The organism is Moheibacter lacus, from assembly GCF_014042165.1.
GTDB lineage: Bacteria > Bacteroidota > Bacteroidia > Flavobacteriales > Weeksellaceae > Moheibacter > Moheibacter lacus.
Genome location: NZ_JACDZE010000001.1, coordinates 1,035,624 through 1,053,010, shown reverse-complemented (window position 1 = coordinate 1,053,010; position 17,387 = coordinate 1,035,624). Strand labels below are relative to the sequence as shown.

At 38.7% G+C, this 17,387-nt stretch carries 14 protein-coding genes; 7 read left to right on the top strand and 7 right to left on the bottom strand.

From position 1 onward, the window contains the following. Window positions 1-8: 8 nt before the first annotated feature. The 5 genes from HU137_RS04945 to HU137_RS04925 all read left to right on the top strand — a co-directional run bounded on the left by HU137_RS04945 (window position 9) and on the right by HU137_RS04925 (window position 7,244). Window positions 9-1,637: a RagB/SusD family nutrient uptake outer membrane protein gene (locus HU137_RS04945; protein WP_182042681.1), complete on the top strand. Its 1,629-nt coding sequence runs from the start codon at window positions 9-11 to the stop codon at window positions 1,635-1,637. 19 nt (window positions 1,638-1,656) lie between these two features. Then, a complete protein-coding gene (locus tag HU137_RS04940; RefSeq protein WP_182042680.1) occupies window positions 1,657-3,009 on the top strand; it encodes a SusF/SusE family outer membrane protein in 1,353 nt (450 codons plus the stop codon). Window positions 3,010-3,065: 56 nt separating this feature from the next. Continuing rightward, on the top strand, window positions 3,066-5,870 hold the full coding sequence (locus HU137_RS04935; RefSeq protein WP_182042679.1) for an alpha-amylase family glycosyl hydrolase: 2,805 nt from the start codon (window positions 3,066-3,068) through the stop codon (window positions 5,868-5,870). A gap of 147 nt (window positions 5,871-6,017) precedes the next feature. Beyond that, window positions 6,018-6,770 carry a glycerophosphodiester phosphodiesterase gene (locus tag HU137_RS04930; protein WP_182042678.1) on the top strand — a complete coding sequence of 251 codons (753 nt, stop codon included), beginning with the start codon at window positions 6,018-6,020 and terminating at the stop codon, window positions 6,768-6,770. A gap of 72 nt (window positions 6,771-6,842) precedes the next feature. After that, window positions 6,843-7,244, top strand: a complete 402-nt coding sequence (locus HU137_RS04925) for a ribosomal maturation YjgA family protein (protein WP_182042677.1) — start codon at window positions 6,843-6,845, stop codon at window positions 7,242-7,244. 76 nt (window positions 7,245-7,320) lie between these two features. Here HU137_RS04925 and HU137_RS04920 read toward each other — a convergent pair whose 3' ends face one another. Both HU137_RS04920 and HU137_RS04915 read right to left on the bottom strand, forming a co-directional pair. Continuing rightward, complete coding sequence (locus tag HU137_RS04920; protein ID WP_182042676.1) at window positions 7,321-9,174, bottom strand: lysophospholipid acyltransferase family protein; 1,854 nt, start codon at window positions 9,172-9,174, stop codon at window positions 7,321-7,323. Further along, window positions 9,171-10,415 carry an aspartate kinase gene (locus HU137_RS04915; RefSeq protein ID WP_182042675.1) on the bottom strand — a complete coding sequence of 415 codons (1,245 nt, stop codon included), beginning with the start codon at window positions 10,413-10,415 and terminating at the stop codon, window positions 9,171-9,173. Before HU137_RS04915 ends, HU137_RS04920 begins: the two co-directional genes overlap by 4 nt. Before the next feature lie 216 nt (window positions 10,416-10,631). On the opposite strand from HU137_RS04915, the gene fbp reads away from it, so the two are divergent. Continuing rightward, window positions 10,632-11,639 carry a class 1 fructose-bisphosphatase gene (fbp, locus tag HU137_RS04910; protein WP_182042674.1) on the top strand — a complete coding sequence of 336 codons (1,008 nt, stop codon included), beginning with the start codon at window positions 10,632-10,634 and terminating at the stop codon, window positions 11,637-11,639. 107 nt (window positions 11,640-11,746) lie between these two features. Here the strand turns inward: fbp and HU137_RS04905 are convergent, their stop codons facing one another. The 4 genes from HU137_RS04905 to ruvC all read right to left on the bottom strand — a co-directional run bounded on the left by HU137_RS04905 (window position 11,747) and on the right by ruvC (window position 15,419). Beyond that, entirely contained in the window at window positions 11,747-12,184 is a 438-nt protein-coding gene (locus HU137_RS04905) for a copper resistance protein NlpE (protein WP_182042673.1), read from the bottom strand. A 21-nt stretch (window positions 12,185-12,205) separates the two neighbouring features. Beyond that, complete coding sequence (locus HU137_RS04900) at window positions 12,206-12,955, bottom strand: type III pantothenate kinase (RefSeq protein ID WP_182042672.1); 750 nt, start codon at window positions 12,953-12,955, stop codon at window positions 12,206-12,208. A gap of 1 nt (window position 12,956) precedes the next feature. Continuing rightward, entirely contained in the window at window positions 12,957-14,810 is a 1,854-nt protein-coding gene (locus HU137_RS04895; RefSeq protein WP_182042671.1) for a M1 family metallopeptidase, read from the bottom strand. 63 nt (window positions 14,811-14,873) lie between these two features. Next, window positions 14,874-15,419, bottom strand: coding sequence for a crossover junction endodeoxyribonuclease RuvC (gene ruvC / locus HU137_RS04890; RefSeq protein ID WP_182042670.1), 546 nt, complete (start codon window positions 15,417-15,419; stop codon window positions 14,874-14,876). Between the two features lie 71 nt (window positions 15,420-15,490). On the opposite strand from ruvC, the gene HU137_RS04885 reads away from it, so the two are divergent. Further along, window positions 15,491-15,970, top strand: a complete 480-nt coding sequence (locus tag HU137_RS04885) for a hypothetical protein (RefSeq protein WP_182042669.1) — start codon at window positions 15,491-15,493, stop codon at window positions 15,968-15,970. A gap of 17 nt (window positions 15,971-15,987) precedes the next feature. Here the strand turns inward: HU137_RS04885 and pyrF are convergent, their stop codons facing one another. Next, complete coding sequence (pyrF, locus tag HU137_RS04880; RefSeq protein WP_182042668.1) at window positions 15,988-17,337, bottom strand: orotidine-5'-phosphate decarboxylase; 1,350 nt, start codon at window positions 17,335-17,337, stop codon at window positions 15,988-15,990. Window positions 17,338-17,387 lie beyond the last annotated feature (50 nt).

The window sequence follows — 17,387 nt, the reverse complement described above, 5'->3', positions numbered from 1 at the left end:
CAACAGCAATGAAAAATATAAAATATTCAATCTTATTTGTTTTTCTATCCAGTTTGTTTTTCACAACGGCCTGTGTAGATGACTTAGATGTAGAAATTGAAGATCCGGACGAAATCATCGGTGGAAATGCTTACCAAAATTTGGAAGATTATACTTCAGGTATCGCAAAAGTTTATGCCGGATTGGCTTTATCAGGTCAACAAGGATCTGCAGGACAAGGCGACATCGGAGGAATCGATGAAGGATTTGGACAATATTTACGTGCTTATTGGCAATTGCAACAATTGCCAACAGACGAAACCAAAATCGCATGGAACGACGGAACTTTACAAACGTTCAATTTCCAAACTTGGTCCAGTTCAAGTGAATTCATCAATGCCGGATACAGCCGATTTTTATATGAGGTCGAATTGGCCAATCAATTTTTACGCGATTCAGGCGATGACCAATTGAACGCAATCGGACTTTCTGATGCTGACAAAGCAGTTGTGCATCAATACCGCGCAGAAGCCCGTTGGTTAAGAGCTTTGGGCTATTACCATGCGATGGATTTGTTTGCAAATGTTCCATTCAAAACGGAAAACGATCCGGTTGGAGGCTATTATCCACCGCAATATTCCAGAACGGAATTGTTCAATTATATCGAATCTGAATTGATCGCCATCGAAAACGAAATGGTGGCTCCGCGTACCGCCGGACATTATGGCCGCGCTGACAGAGCTGCCGCTTGGGCGCTTTTGGCCAAAATGTATTTGAACGCTGAAGTCTATACCGGAACAGCTCGTTATGCAGATTGTATCACGTATTGTGAAAAAATCATGAACGGCGGATATTCCTTAGCTGCCAATTATGAAAATCTTTTCCGAGCAGACAATCACCAAGGTGATGCCTTAAACGAAATCATTTTTGCAATTCCTTATGATGCAAACTATATGCAGACTTTTGGTGGAATGACCTTCATCATCAATGCTTCCATAGGTGGAGACGCAAGCCCATCTGAATTGGGTGTACCAGGTGGTGGATGGGGCGGAACCCGTACGACCAAAAATTTGGTGCAACTTTTTGCTGCAGATGGAAATGTTAACAATGTTGTAGATACACGTGGAAAAGTCTACTCAAGTGGAAATGGAACTTTCTTTACTGAAGGACAACAATTGGAAATGGCAGATGTAACCCAATACAGCAATGGATTTGGCGTATTCAAATTTAAAAACTTAAATGCTGACGGAACAGCCGGTACTACCGGTTCAAACGATGCAAGCCAAGTTAGCGTAGATTTTCCTTTGTTCAGATTGGGTGATGTGTATTTGATGTGGACAGAAGCCAAATTGAGAACGGGAGGAGCTGATGCGACTTATGTGAACTTATTGAGAACGCGTGCCAATGCTTCGACGGTTACAGCAGGACAAATCAACGACCAATTCATCTTGGATGAAAGAGGAAGAGAATTGTATTGGGAAGCAACCAGAAGAACGGATTTGGTGCGTTTCGGAAAATTTACGGGCGGAACTTATGTTTGGCCTTGGAAAGGACAATCACCGGAAGGAACTTCTACCGATGCTAAATACGACATTTACCCGTTGCCGGTTGCCGATTTATCAGCAAACCCTAATCTGACTCAAAATCCGGGTTATTAATTTTTAAAAAATTAGACACATGAAATTATTAAAATATATATTCGGAATCCTGTTCATCTCAGGAATGATTTCTTCCTGTACGGATGATGATTATACGATGCTTAGCGGATCTGAACAGGCGCCTACTGTATCCGTAACAGGTGATACTACCCAAGTTTTATTGAGTGAGAATGCAAGTTTGGAAGCTTTGGCTTTTTCTTGGAACGAAACCACACTAAACGTTAACACGCCCGTTACTTACATTTTGGAAGCAGCTTTGGGCGGAACCAATTTTGCAGCTCCGGCTACTTTACAGAACTCAACCGAAACTTCCTTTAGTATGACCGTTGGGCAGCTAAATTCAAGAGCGGTTACTTTCGGAATTTTACCGGAAACACAAGGGACGATCGACTTTCGGGTAATCGCCAGAATTGGAACGACAGATAATCATGATTTGATTTCCGAGACCGTTTCCATTACAGTTACACCTTATACAGACGTTTTGGATCTTTCTACTCCATGGGGAGTGGTCGGTTCTGCTACACCAAATGGATGGAATGGTCCGGATGTTCCTTTCTGGAAACAGCAAGGAAGCGAGAACAATGGAATCATTGTCGCTTATGCAACATTAACGGATGGAGAAATTAAATTCAGAATGAATAATTCATGGGATGCTCCTAACATCAACTATGGAGGAAACAGCAGTACGAGTGGAAGTTTGGTTCAGGATGGCCCAAATATCCCTGTTACAGCCGGAAAATACAAAATTACCATTGACTTAAATGCTTTAACTTATTCCATCGAAACTTGGTCGTTGGGAATTGTAGGTTCCGCTACACCAAACGGTTGGGATGGTCCAGATGTGGAAATGGTTTTTGATTCTTCTTCTGACCAATTCAGAGCGATCGTTGCATTGGCCGAAGGCGAAATGAAATTCAGATTGAACAACGATTGGGGAACCAATTGGGGCGATACTGGTAATGATGGTGTCCTAGATTTAGGAGGAGACAACATCATGGTAACTGCAGGAAAATATGTCGTAACGGTCAACATGAACGACATGACTTATGAGTTAGAGTCCATTCCAAATATTTGGGGACTAGTCGGTTCTGCTACACCAAATGGTTGGGACGGTCCTGACGTTCCTTTGAACATTGATTATTCAAGCGAATATGCATCAGGCCAAGGCATTTGGTACATCAATGGTGTTCAATTAGTAGCCGGAGAAATCAAATTCAGAGCTGATAACGATTGGGGATTGAATTATGGAGATGATGGTGCGGATGGAACCTTAGAAAACGGGGGAGCAAATATCGTAATAGCCGCAGATGGAAATTATGATGTGGTATTTGATCTTTCGACCAATACCTATTCCATAACGCCAAGCGAATAAATATCATTATCAAAAAGGTCGCCCAATATGAGCGGCCTTTTTTTTAAAATTTACACATGAACAAATTATTTTACTTCATTATTTTACTTTTCGGTTCAGTTGCATTTGGTCAAGTAACCACTGTCCCCAATCCACCTGAAGCTGATGGACAAGTCATCTTGTATTTTGATAAAGCCGGAACTGGATTGGCCGGATACAATGGAACTATTTATGCGCATATGGGCGTAACGGTAAACGGAGAGGCCTGGCAAAACGTCATCGGAGAATGGGGAGATAATGGCGCTCAACCTGCTTTGACACATGTGTCCGGAACGACTTATTCTTTGACCATGTCGCCTACCCTATTTGCCTACTTTGGCGCACCGGAATCCAGCAACATTTCTGCGATCAACGTGGTTTTCAGAAGCGCAGACGGCACCCAACAAACCAATCCCGATTATACCATTCCCGTTGGCGGATTCCAACTAATTGCTTCCAATCCTACAAACGGAGCAACCGTAACCGTTAATCAAGGGCAAAACCTCAACATCACGGCTTCTACTTCTTTAAATGCTAATTGGTCATTAAAAGCCAATGGAACGATTGTCAATTCGTCCAATAATACTTCGAATTATGCTTTTAACTATGCCATCAACGAAACCATCAATTTTGAATTGACCGCTACACATTCCGGCGGACAAAGCATTTCCATAGAATTTACGGCAATCGTTACGCCAGTCGTACAATCTCAGGCCATTCCGGATTGGGTAGATCAAGGGATCAACTACAATCAAACTACAACGCGGGTTACGCTGGCTTTGTACGCACCCGGAAAAAGTTTTGTGCACGTGATCGGAAGTTTTAACGATTGGACGATTCAAAATAATTATCTCATGAAACGCGATACGACCAATCCTGATTTATATTGGCTCGAAATCAATGATTTAACTCCTGGACAAATCTATACGTTCCAATACCGAACCAGCGACGGCATCAAAACAGCCGATCCTTTTTCAACATTGGTTTTAAGTCCTTGGGACGATCCTTATATCACGCCGGAAATGTATCCAAACTTACCGGAATATCCTGACGGACAAGAATTTGAAGTATCCGTTTTGCAAACGAACCAACCCGAATTCGATTGGCAAATTGAGAACTTTAACCGTCCGGCAAAAGAAAATTTGGTCGTGTACGAATTGTTGATTCGTGATTTTAATTCGGAAAAAACATGGAATTCCTTGATAGATGATTTCGATTATTTCAAAAACCTCAACGTCAACGCCATCGAAATCATGCCGGTTATGGAATTTGAAGGCAATATTTCTTGGGGCTACAACACCGCTTACCATATGGCACTCGACAAAGCTTATGGTGATAAAAATGCTATGAAAGCATTCATCGATTTATGTCACCAAAACGGAATTGCTGTGATTTTGGATCTTGCATTGAACCATGTTTTCGGTCGATCGCCGTTGGTCAGAATGTGGATGGACGATCCCGATGGAGACGGATTTGGAAATCCGACAGCTGAAAATCCTTACCTGAATACTGAAGCGCGTCATGCTTATAACGTCGGTTATGATTTGAACCATCAATCCTTTGCCACACAAAATTACGTCAGAAGAACAGTCGAATATTGGATGGAAGAATTCAAAATCGATGGATTCCGATGGGATTTGACTAAAGGTTTTACCCAAAACTGTAGCGCTTCAGACGAAGAATGTACCAATAATTACCAAGCTGATCGTGTCGCGATTTTGAAACAATATGCTGATTACCAATGGGCGATGGATGATGATTTCTACATCATTTTTGAACATTTGGGCTATGGCGGTTCGCATGAAGAACAAATCGAATGGGCCAATTATAAATTCCCGGAAGGAAAAGGAATCATGTTGTGGAACAAAGCGACCGAACCTTACAACCAAAACACGATGGGTTGGGTTGAAAATAGTTCTTTCAGTTGGATTGATCATGAAACCCAAGGCTATCCGGGCAGACGAAACGTCGCTTACGCAGAAAGCCATGATGAAGAACGCATGATGTACAAAAACTCCCAATGGGGAAATGAAAGCGGAACTTATGATGTAAAAGACACCGAAACCGCTTTAGAACGCCAACAAGCATTAGGAGCGATTTTGTTTACCATTCCCGGACCGAAAATGTTGTGGCAGTTTGGAGAATTGGGATATGATTTCAGCATCAACCATTGTCAAGACGGAACGATCAGCGATGCTTGTCGTACAGATCCAAAGCCGATTCCATCTGAAATCGGTTATACGACAGATGAAAACCGTTTGGCGGTTTACAATACTTGGGCGGACATCATCCAATTACGCATTTCACAAGAGGTTTTCAATACGACAACTTATGATATCCAGTCTGGTGATTTGCTGCCGAGAATTTATGTTTGGAACGACGAAATCGAGCCTTCCGAATTGAAAAATGTCGTTGTAGTTGCCAACTTTGATGTGGTTGAAAAAGACATCATTCCTTATTTTCCTTATACTGGAATTTGGTATGATTTATTGACCGAAGAAACACTCAATGTGACCTCAACCAGCGAGAATTTCACGATCAGTTTACAACCTGGAGAGTTCCATATTTACGGAAACCAACTTCCTGAAATGGGCATTTCAGATGAAAATCCATCCCAAGAAAAAATTCAGGTTTATCCGACACCGACTTCCGGCTCATTTCATTTGAACAAAGAAGTTCAGTCAGTTGAGATTTACGATATGACCGGGAAAAAACTGAAAACCTTTACCGGAAAATTTGAAAAAGGAAAAGCATTTGATATACGTGAACTTCCTGTCGGAATTTATGTGATCAAAGCCCTTCATAATTTCGAAATTTTTACCAACAAATTAATCAAACGATAAGCATTTACGCTCGATCGTAAATTCATTTATACTTTGTACTCAGATCCTCTTGCTTCGGTGAGGGGATTTTTTATTTTAAATTAACATCCAATTCGATTTTAAGTCTGAATTTTGATGCTTAATTTGTAACATTAATTCCAACTTTAAATGAAAATTTTAATCCATATTCTCATCCTTATCATGTCCATTTCCACATTTTCTCAAACCAAAGTCATCGCACACCGTGGTGCTTTTCAGAATAACAATTTGCCTGAAAATTCTATTGCAGCACTAGAAGAAGCGGCAAGAATCGGTTGTTTTGCAAGCGAATTTGATGTGCACATCACAAAAGACGGCGAAATTATAGTCAACCACGATGCTGATATCAATGGGCAGATCATTTCTGAAACCAATTTCAAAGATTTAAGAAAACACCAACTTTCCAATGGTGAAAAAGTTCCTGCGCTGGAAGAATATTTAAATGCCGGAAAAAAATTCCCCGAAATGCGTTTGGTACTGGAAGTCAAAAAAGCCAAACAAACGGAAAAAACATTAGAAGCTGCCCGAAAATCAGTCGAATTAGTCCAAAAATTTAACTTACAAAATCAAGTCGATTACATCTGTTTTGATTTCGAAGCAGGAAAATTAATCGCAAAATTAAGTCCGAATGCAAATGTTGCCTACTTAGAAGGAGATAAAACGCCTGCTGAAGTGAAAGCTACCGGATACAACGGTTTGGATTACCATTTTTCTGTTTATAAAAAATATCCCAAATGGATAAGTGAAGCACATGATTTAGGAATGACCATCAATGCTTGGACGGTCAATGAAAAAGCCGATATGCAATGGCTCATCGACCAAAAAGCCGATTTCATCACCACAAACGAGCCGGAAATTTTGATAGAAATACTCCAAAAATAGTTTGTCACTTCGATCCAAGCCAAGATGTTCTATCTTCTATTCTCATTTTCTCAGGAATAATTATCTTTGGGTATGTTCAGATTTGATAAAAAATACGCGCTTTACTTTTTAGGTTTACTCATCGTAGAAATTTTGATTGCTCTTTTTATAAAAAACGAAATCATCAGAGGTGCGATTGGTGATGTGTTGGTTGTGATTTTGATTTATTGTTTCATCCAAACCTTTTTTGCGGTGGATAAAAAGAAAACCATCATCGGTGTAGGGATTTTTGCCCTTTTGGTTGAAGTTGCACAAGCCTTCAAAATCATCGAAAAACTAAATCTACAAGACAATAAATTTTTCTCCACTGTAATCGGAACGACTTTCGATCTTAACGATATTTGGGCATATGTCGCCGGATGCGCATTGGTTTGGATGTTAGAGTTTTACGATGATGATTCCCGCCCGAAAAAGAGAAAATTTTTGGGGTTTTAAACATTTGAGTCTGGCGCTGGTTTGCAAACGCGCGCTAGAATTAAAATCGTTTGCAACGCAAAAATTAAAAAACGACTTAGATTTTTCCCGATTCTTCCCCACCATTTCCACCACCGTTCAATTTCTTATTCAACTCCGCTTGAAATTCTTCCAGTACCGGTTTTACCGTACTTTCAGGTAAATCAGAAATGCGGATGTACATCAGTCCATCAATAGCATCGTTGAATTTCGGATCGACATTAAATCCGATTAATTTCGCATTTTGTTTGATGTATTTTTTGATCAAAACCGGAAGACGCAAAACGTTGGGTTCGATTTCGTCGATGAGTTTATCAAATTTATTCAAATCGGCTTCCGCTTCGTCAAAAAAGAATTCTTTATCCTCGTCTTTGAGTTTGATTTTGAATTCGTTTTTCGGTCGTACATATTGCGCCACATATGGATCATAATAATGCGATTTCATGAATTCGATCATCAAGGATTTGGAGAAATCGGAAAATTGATTGGAAATAGAAACACTTCCTATGATGTATTTTTCCTCCGGATTTCGAAGTGTCACATGGACAATTCCGCGCCAAAGCAAAAACAAAGGCATGGGTTTTTGTTGGTATTCGGGAACCACAAATGCGCGTCCCATTTCTATACATCTTTTGAAAAACGGATGCAATTCCGGTTCTATATGAAACAATTCGTGAAGATAAAAACCATTCACCCCAAACTGTTCGTAGACTTCTTTTCCAAGCGCCATTCGGTAGGCACCTACTATTTTTTGGGTGTCTTCGTCCCATAAAAACATATGGTGATAATGCACATCATACCGATCCAAATCGATTTCCTGATTGGTTCCTTCACCAATTTCACGAAAGGTCAATTCGCGCAAACGCCCTATTTCACGTAAGATATTGGGAATTTCATGGGCTTTTGTGAAATAACATTCGTAATTGTTATTTTTAAACAACAATTGATCTTCTACTTTCCGAAGCTCATTTATTTCGCTGAGAATTAATTCTTTATCGGTTTCACCAACGATAGGTTTTGGTTTTTTACTTTTCGAATTGATGGCAATCGTCGATGGGATTTTTAAGGTTTCCATCAACAAAGATCTTTTCTGGGTATAATAAGTAGAAAGCGCATAGGTTTTCTTTCTTAAAAATTCAGAAAAAGAAGCGATATCATCAAATTCATTTTGTTGTTTTAACAAAATCGGCTTTCCTATTCGGATTTGAATGGGTTTAGTCCTCGGCCGAACCATTTCGGACGGTAACATGGCCGTTTGCAAATTGGGACTCAAAGCTGCCATTCTATAAAAAAGCGGACTGTTTCTCGCTCTGAAATACATGGGAATAATCGGGACATTTAATTTTTTAATCAATTTGATAGCCGATTCCTGCCAAGCTCTGTCCGTAACAGTTCCATCTTCATCTTTTGTCGAAACTTCGCCTGCCGGAAAAATCCCCAAACATCCACCATCCCATACATGACGCATGGCTTCACGCATTCCGGAACTACTGCTGTACACTTCTTTCCTCGTTTCAAAAGGATTTACCGCAATGACCATCGGTTCAAGCGGTTTGATTTTATGCAAAAGGAAATTTCCCATGACTTTAAAATCGGGGCGTATTTTTCCGATGATGTGCATCATCAAAATCCCATCCAGTGCGCCGAGCGGATGGTTGGAAACGATCACAAAAGGTCCTTCTTTTGGAATCCGATTCAGATCGACTTCATGCAATTCATAAGTTACATTTAAATCATCCAATAAATAGTCTAAAAAGTCCGGTGCATTTTTTTTATATCCGCGGTTATAAAGGTCATTTAATTTATTTATTCCACCGATGCTTTTATAAAGCCAGGCCACAGGATAACCTACAGGCCAAATCTTTTTTAACCCGGATGCTTGGTAAATATCTTTTGTGCTGACGAGCTTCATGCTTCTTTTACGATGATTTGCAAGGTGTTTTTAATGATCTGACGAAGCAATTCTTCTCCTTTATAAAAAGAATAAGATGATCTTTCTTCGAAATGCCTAATGGTGTATAAAGATACATTTTTTTCAATTTCAACCTGATAGCTGTCTTCCAGACTTTTTAAAAACTCATCCAACTTTCCATATTTATCTTCCAAACAAAGCGACAAACTGATGGCGGAATTCTGCATCATATTGACCTTAATTTTTAAGGCATGTAAAACTTTAAATATTTTACTGATTTTATCCTCGGAAATAAACGAAAAATCAGCAGTCGTCAAAGTGACGAGATTTTGCTCTTTTTTAACAATGAAACAAGGAATCTGCGGTTCCAATTGAAATTTTTTCTGGATTTCAGTTCCGGGATCATTTGGGCTGATAAATGATTTGACAAAAAACGGAATTCCTTTCTGACGAAGCGGTTGCATGGTTTTTGGATGAATCACAGATGCGCCGTAATAAGCCAATTCAATGGCTTCTTCAAACGAAATTTTGTTTAACAATTTCGTATCGTCAAAATAACGTGGATCTGCGTTTAAAACACCCGGTACATCTTTCCAAATTGTCATGTTTTCTGCATTTAAACAATATGCGATGATAGCAGCTGTATAGTCAGAGCCTTCTCTCCCAAGTGTTGTCGTAAAATAATTGGGATCTGAACCGAGAAAACCTTGGGTAATGTAGAATTTATTTTTTTCTAACGCTGCAAAATTCTTTTCGGTCCAATTAAAATCAACTTTTCCTTCTCTATAAGTTTCGTCCGTTTTGATATAATCGCGCACATCCAACCAAACGTTGTCGATTCCTATCGAATTCAAATAATTGCTGACGATTTTAGTTGAAATCAACTCGCCACAACAAACCACTTGATCATAAACGAAATCATAATTTGGAGATTTATTTCTACGTAAAAAGGCTTTTAAATCATCAAAAAACAATTGAATTTCCGAATTGGTAAGCTCCGGTTTTTCAAATAAATTGGACGAAATACGCAAATGTTGATGGAGAATTTCATCAATTTTTGCTTCGAAATCTTTTTTATCAAAATAGGATTTTACGACCTCCTCAAGTGCGTTAGTCGTCTTTCCCATTGCAGAAATGACCATAAATGTGTCTGAAAAACCAGTAGATGTTAAAACGGAAGCTATGTTTTTTACCCCATCGGCATCCTTTACAGATGCCCCCCCAAATTTGTATACTTTCATGTATTTATTTTATATTTTTTCAATTGACACATGCAACCTTAGATGATTAAAATAATCATTACGCCATGTGTTTAAAGACTATTTTAATCATGTCGGTTTCATTGAATTAATTAGCTCTATAAAATTCTGACAAATATAGTAATGTTAGATTTCAATTTAAATCGGTAGTTTTAGAATTTTACGATATTTGTGCAACGCAAAAAAATAAAATCAATCATGAATTTAGAAGCAGGTCAAACTTTAGGTGAATTTATCATCGAGAACCAAAAAGATTTTAAATACTCATCTGGTGAATTAAGCCGATTAATCAGTTCGATAAAATTGGCAACCAAAGTAGTCAACCACAAAGTCAATCAAGCTGGATTGGTAGATATTTTAGGGAAATTCGGATCAGAAAACATTCAAGGAGAAGAACAACAAAAACTGGATGTTTTTGCCAACGAAGCTTTTATCAAAACCCTTTCCCAGCGAGAAGTTGTATGTGGAATCGCTTCTGAAGAAAACGATGATTTCATCCAAATCACCAATACTGTCAATTCGCATCTAAGCAAATATGTCGTGCTCATTGACCCTCTGGACGGCTCTTCAAACATCGATGTCAATGTTTCAGTCGGAACCATTTTTTCCATTTATAGAAGAGTTACACCTGAAGGAACACCGGTTCAAATAGAAGATTTTTTACAAAAAGGAAACCAACAAGTCGCCGCCGGTTATGTGATTTATGGTAGTTCAACCATGTTGATCTATACGACCGGAAATGGTGTGAATGGATTTACGCTCAATCCTTCCATCGGGACTTTTTATTTGTCTCATCCCAATATGCGAATTCCCGAGGACGGAAATATTTACAGCATCAATGAAGGAAATTATGCGCATTTCCCACAAGGAGTGAAAGATTATTTGAAATATTGTCAGAAAGTTGAGGAAGACAGACCTTATACCTCAAGATACATCGGTTCCCTTTGTGCCGATTTCCATAGAAATATGCTGAAAGGCGGAATCTACATTTATCCTTCAGGTTCCAAAAGTCCAAATGGAAAATTGCGTTTGTTGTACGAGTGCAATCCTATGGCTTATATCGCCGAACAAGCCGGCGGAAAAGCCACAGACGGATTCCAAAGAATCATGGACATTCAGCCCACAGAATTACACCAAAGAGTTCCTTTCTTTTGTGGCTCAAAAAATATGGTGGAAAAAGCAGAAGAATTAATGGCAAATTCTTAAAAATGAAAAAGCCCGTTTGAGGAACGGGCTTTTATCTTAATTAACACATGAGGACAATTTATTTTACTAAATTCCTATTTAATAATAGCAATCCCCGTGCCAAACTCTCAATTCGACTTTAATAATTCATAATTTTTGGCCAAACTTCCTTGAATTTTATTTCCATCTTGGTCCAAGTGGGTCAATTTATTTTCAGAAACAAAATACAACATAGGTTCAGAGTCTACTCCTTCTAAACTCATTCTATTCCCGTCTTCCAACCAAGTGAAATCTCCCAACTCTTCAAAAACCTTATCGTCCTTACCCAAATATTTGGTCTTTATCACATAGGTTTCATCCTGATTTAAAGTGATTTCCGTTTCGATTCCTTCACAATCCGCACAAGGCAGAACGCCTTTGTAGGTCCCCAAATAATCTAACGAATTTCTGGCCGTATGCTCATCCACAACTTCTTCCGGCTGAACTACGACTGACTCTTCCTTTTTTGACTCACATCCTATCGCTAAAAAAGCGGATATGGCAACTAAAACCAACGTCTTTTTCATATTTTAATTTTTTAGTTTGAATTATTGATTGTACAATATTTTTAATCCTTTGATGGTATGCAAAGCATCTTGTCTATCTATTTTTTTTGTCAATGGCGCATACACATAACTCATTCCTCCGGTTGCAACCACAAAACATTTGGCATTTACCTCTTCGTTTATACGATCGATCATCCCTTCAACAAAACTTAAAAAACCATAAACCATACCACTTTGCATACAACTTACCGTATCAAAGCCCAAAACCTTTTCAGGTGCTTTCATTTCGATTTCGGGAAGCTGAGCCGTTTCTCCTATCAAAGATTTTAGTGCGGTATTGATTCCCGGCGCTATCACAACGCCCAACGACTGCCCATTTTCATCCAAAGCCGTAAAAGTGAGCGCCGTCCCAAAATCAATGACGATCTTTTTTCCTTCGTATAATCCATGAGCTGCAACAGCATTGGCATAGAGATCCGTTCCCATTTGTTTGGATTGGTGTTTCACTTCAGATGGTGTATTTCGGTCAACTACTTTGGGTGTAATTTGATGAATTCTCTCCAAAGAATTCACAACAGATGCAGTCATCGGCGGAACAACAGATCCGATCACAATTCCCGTGATGTCTTCTTTTTTTAAACCAAATGGCCTATACATGCTGTTAAATTTCGCAAAGCACTCATCTTCCGTCCGATAAGGTTTCGTATTGATCGTCCAGGAAATGATTTCTTCCTCTGGTTTAAAAACACCAAAACGAATGTTTGAATTTCCTATGTTTACCGCTAAAAGCATTTTATTTCGAATAAATATTATTGGAATAATTCAAATCTGCCAATCGCAATGTAGGATCAATCGTCACCCTTTTGACTGCTTTTGAGATTTTTACTGTATAATTTGGATTGGTCCAAATCCAAGGTTCTAAAATCGTTCGTTTTGCATTTTTGTACAATTCAAAGTCTTCTGCCGGTTTTTCTCCTCTTAACTCCAAATTTGGGATATAAAATAATTCCTTACTTCCGTCTGCATATTCGACCAAAAGATCAATCGGCATCGGGAAATTGCTTAAATTTTTTAACTCAATTGTGGTATCGCTCAGGTTTTCAATGGAATAATCGACTGTTCTTGTCGTATTGACAAAAAGATTTTCATACCATTTCAAATTCAAACCCGATACTTTTTCAGCCGTACGTCTGAAGTCATTTGGCGTCGGATGTTTGAATTTCCAGTTTTTATAAAATTCTGAAAAAGTCTTTTTCAAATTTTCTTTTCCGATGATATATTCCAATTGGATCAAATAAACCTGCCCTTTCACATAAGCCTGAACACCATAAGCATAATTGGTGTCATAATAGTCTGCCAGAAGACTCATCGGTTCTTCATAACCTGATTTTGCCAAGGCAAAATAACCTTCATACGCAGCATAATTTGGATTGGGTTCAACCGGTTTTTTGAAAATTTCCAAATAAGCCAAATGTTCCGCATAAGAAGTAAATCCCTCGTCCATCCATTCGTCTACAGTTTCATTGATCCCAAATAAATGTTGGAACCAAGAATGTGCCGCTTCGTGGTAAATCACACCCACCAAACTTTCGAAACTTCGTTTTCCAGTAATTAAAGTTACCGTTCCATATTCCATTCCACCATCTCCGCCCTGAACGATGGTGTAGGTTTCCCAAGGATATTTCCCAAAATTCCGTCTCATGTATTCAAAAAACTGAACGGTCGGAACTTCTGCTTCTTTCCAGTTTTTGGCTGTGGTTTCATCATTCATTCGTACAAAATAAATTTCCGGTCCATCCACTGCTTTTTGTTTGGTGACTAGAAATTCCTTATCAGCCGCCCATGCAAAGTCATGGATGTTCTCTGCATGAAATTGCCAAATGACTTTGTCCGAATTTTTTAAACTTGCAGTTTTTGTATTTCCTTTTTCTGAATAGCCTTTTACGGCATCTTGATTCATCAATTTACCGGAAGCCCCGATCACGTAGTCTTTTTGGATTTTAATTTTTATATCAAAATCACCAAACGGCGCGATGAATTCTCTACCTACATATTCGTCCAAATGCCATCCAAAAGCATCATATTGTGCCATTTTTGGGTACCATTGCGTCATGGAAAAATCAACGCCTTCTTTTGAATTTCTTCCACCTCTTCTGATCAACTCCGGTACTTGCGCCTTCCAAATCATATCGAAAGTCGCTTTCGCTCCTGGCTTCAATGCATCCACCAATTGAACTTCCAAAATGGTTCCGCTGACTTTATAACTAAGGTTTTTTCCGTTTTGTTTGAGTGAACTTATTTTTTGAAAACCGATGTTCTCGTCGGTCAATGCAGCAATTCGGCTTTTGATCGTTCCATCTGCTTCTTTGATGACCATACGTCCATCAGGGTCTTTGATATTGGTCAATCGGGCATCCATCGCACTTCCGGGTTGAAAAGCATTGTAATACAAATGAAAATACACTTTGTCCAACTGATCTGGAGAATGATTGGTGTATTCCAACTTCATTTTACCATCGTACTGAAATTTAGCATGATCTACATCAATTTCCATATCATAATCCACTCTTTGCTGCCAACTATTTTCTTGCGCCCACAACGGCATCCAAAGCAATTGCAACAATAAAAAACAAAACCTATTCTTCATATTTAAATTCATTTGGGTAAACATACAAATTTTAAGAAAAATTCATCAATTGAATATTTTACATTAGCGTTTTCGATCCGGATTCTCTTTTAAAAACGAGCCCCAGCCCGAATAAGATTTAGTTTGGACTTCATTTCCGCTGTTAAAAAAATGACAAACCGCCGCTGCCAAACCATCTGTCGAGTCAAGCCGTTTGGGCAATTCTTTTAATCCCAAAAGATTTTTCAGCATTCCTGCCACTTGTTCTTTTGATGCATTTCCGTTTCCGGTGATGGATTGTTTGATTTTTTTGGGCGAATATTCCGTAATCGGAATTTCTCTGTAAAGTCCTGCCGCCATCGCAACACCTTGTGCACGACCTAGTTTCAACATGGATTGGACATTTTTGCCAAAAAATGGCGCTTCGATGGCTAATTCGTCCGGATGATACGTATCGATTATGGAAAGTGTTTTTTCAAAAATCTTTTTCAATTTCAATTCGTGCGAATCATATTTATGAAGCAAAAGTTCGTCTAACAAAAGAAACTGCATTTTCTTTTTCTCGACTTTGATCAATCCAAATCCCATCACGGTCGTTCCCGGGTCAATTCCTAAGATAATTTGCTCCATTTGACAAATTTAGGATTTGAATTTTATTATTCGAAGGTATTTTCTATTTTTAAAAAATCTAAAACTTTTATATGAAAAACATTTTTTACTATTTATTACTGGTTGCCTTTCTTTCAATTCCTAATGCACTTGATGCGCAAGAAACATCTTCTATCAGAGCGTATAAAAATGCTGCAAACAAAACGGAAGCAAAAAAACCTGTTAAAGCGTACAAAGTTCTTGAATTACCACATATTTCTTTATATGTTTATTATTCAGAAAGTCACATTACAACTGAACTTTCGAGAAGTCCAAGTGGATTTGTCACATACGGTGATGTAAATGTCAGCGATACCTTCTGGTATTGTTTGCGTCCGGGTGAAGAAATTGCTACCATAGTTTCTTGGACGTTTAAAACCCAAGTCAACAAAAACAATATTTTCCGTAAAAATGCCACCGAATACTTCAAAGATTATCCTGAATTGAGCAAAAAAATAGAGGATAAAGATCTGAAACACGACGACATCATCCAAGTCGTAGAAGAATACAACAATTGGAAATCGGGGAAATAGAAATTTAGCATTCTAAATTATCCTAAACTCTCCAAATAAGCATTCCAACCTTTGGTTTGGTATTCTTTTGCAGATTCAGCTGCATCTGCTGACTGATAAATCCCGCGTCCTACGATGATAAAATCGGTATGATAATTTTTACAAACCCGTTCCGGCGTATTGTATTGTTGTCCCTTTGCGTCACCGGCAGAACTAATATTGACACCCGGCGTAAACAACAACAGATCGTCCGAAATTTTTCGTTGAGCAACTGCGCCCATGACGTTTGAAGCATTTTCTGCAACATTTAAGGCTTTTGTGATGTAAAAATCGTCTGTCAAAGTTCCTTTGGAAGACATTTCTACAATCGCCACAACGCCCACATTTTCAAATACTTTCAAACTTTCTTCACCCGCAATCACATGCGAAGTGATCATGTCAGCCCAGCTGGCAATTTTATAAATTCCTTCTTTGAATTGTAATTCTTGGGTATTGCCGATGTCTCCAAACTTACGGTCTTCAAACAATAAAAATTCCTTTTCTCTGGCGATTTTTTTCAAGGCATCTATCAATTCAAAACTAAAGTCCTGAATGATGTCCATGTGCAATTTCAATGCGACGATATGAGGCCCAACTTCCTCCGCCAATTTCAACAATTCAGCAGACGTAATCACGTCAGCCGAAGCTATCAAATTGGATTGTTTTTTTAAGGCAATTTCGATCAATCTTTTTCCAACCGGATGTTTGATTTTCTTTTGTTCCAACGCAAGTCTTTTGATTTCCGGTGGAGCGGGTGGATTGTTTAAAAAGTTTTTAATACGAACCAATTCTGCATCGTTCAAACGATGGTATTTGTGCAAAATATCCACGGCTTCATTGATCGTAAATAGCGTATGAACGGTATATCCTTTTGCTTTTAACTTTTGGATTCCGCCTTGTTCCCGATCGAGTACAACTACGATGTCCGTTACTTTTAATCCTTCTCTTTCGATTTCATCTATGGTCTCGAGCAAACTCTGCCCACTTGTAATCACATCTTCTACCAACAAACAATTTTGGCCGTCGGCATAAACGCCTTCTACCATGCGTTTGGTTCCGTATCCTTTGTTTTCTTTTCGTTTGATGATGAGTGGAATTCCACTTGCCAAACTCATGGTCGTTCCCATTGGAAGTGCAGCATAAGGCACACCACAAATTAGTTCAAAAGGAGATTTCTCCACCAATTCCAAAAGATTATTGGCCAATGTTTTTAACAATTGAGGGCTGGAAGAAAGTGGACGTAAATCGACATAAAATGGCGATTCTATGCCGCTTTTCAATGTGAAATTCCCAAATTTGATGATGCCTAATTCATAGGCTTTGAGTAAAAAATCTTCGCGTTGCTGCATTTCTAAAAGGTTTGCGCAAAGTTAAACGATTTAGGCAGTTGAGACCGAAA